The sequence below is a fragment of the Nocardia sp. NPDC058666 genome (assembly GCF_042714895.1).
GTDB lineage: Bacteria > Actinomycetota > Actinomycetes > Mycobacteriales > Mycobacteriaceae > Nocardia.
Window position 1 is genome coordinate 1 of sequence record NZ_JBHXRY010000104.1, and the last position, 1,116, is coordinate 1,116.

At 68.7% G+C, this 1,116-nt stretch carries 2 protein-coding genes; both read right to left on the reverse strand.

Features of this window, described 5'->3' with window-relative positions:
• Window positions 1-675: CDP-glycerol glycerophosphotransferase family protein (locus ACFWVD_RS28800; protein ID WP_379248068.1), on the reverse strand; the 675-nt coding region annotated here is incomplete at its 3' end.
• On the reverse strand, window positions 672-1,116 hold a 445-nt coding region (locus ACFWVD_RS28805; protein ID WP_379248070.1), incomplete at its 5' end, for a hypothetical protein. The genes ACFWVD_RS28805 and ACFWVD_RS28800, both read right to left, overlap by 4 nt.

Sequence of the window (1,116 nt, forward strand, 5' to 3'; positions counted from 1 at the left end):
GCGGCGCAGGATGTCGTTGCGCGGATAGCCGCTCTCGACCATCTCGCCGGGGAACTGGAAGGCCCGCTTGAGGATCGGGGTGCTGAAGCTGTTCGGGGACACCAGCATGTCCCAGTTCTGCACCTCCTTCTCCACGCGCTCCAGGTACCGCTTGTCCGCGAAGTGCACGGCTTCGATGTCGTGCCCGATGCGCTTGAGCGGGGTGCCGTGCCAGGTCTGCACGACGACCTGGCCCTCGCGCTTCTCGAACCAGTCCGGCAGGTGGTTGTTGGCCACGACGTACTTGGACCGGGCCATGGCCTCGTACCAGTCGGGGGACCACATGCGGACGGGGCGTGCGGTGGGCGGGACGTCCACCTGGTCGTCGCGCACCACCCACAGGTGCTCGACGTCCACGCCCCGCCGGACCATTTCCTCGTGCAGCGCGCGCGGGCTGTCGGAGTACTGCGTTCCCTTGAAGGCGTCGAACAGGACCGCCCGGTTCAGGGGCGCGCGGCGGGCCTCCGGGTAGGTCTTGGTGCGCATCAGCTTCTGCCGGTACGGGCCGCGGGCCTCGTCCGGCATCGCCGAGTGGACCAGGAGCGAGAGGCGGTCGTAGGCCTCCGCCTGGAGTTCGTAGCGGCGGTCGTTGGTCGCCATCTCGCTGGGGAAGGTGGGGATCAGAGACTGCGTCATCTTGACCATGAGGTCGTTGGACCGAGGGAGCCGTCCTGGAGCCAGGTCGTCGACGTGGCCATCGGCAGGGTGTCCCGCTCGAACAGGACCACGTATCCGGAGCCGTTGCGGTGGACGAAGACCTCGCGGTCCCCGTTGTCGGTCTGCAGGAAGGCCGGGAGCCGGTAGTGGCCGTCCTCGGCCCCCTCGGCCATGACCGGGTAGATGGGCGCCTTGCGGCCCTCGACGTGGAGGGTGGTCTTCCAGCCGTTGCTGCCGGTGTTCCAGGTCTGCGGAACACCGCCGTCGGCCGCTCCGCGGTGTCCGGGGACCAGTGCCTTGAGCGGGATCCTGGTGACGAAGGTGGACCAGCCCTCGCCGCCGTACTTGAAGTGGACCCAGGAGTCGTGCCGGCCGGCACCGCCCATGCTGGTGACCCGGAACTTGCCCCACTCGGGGATC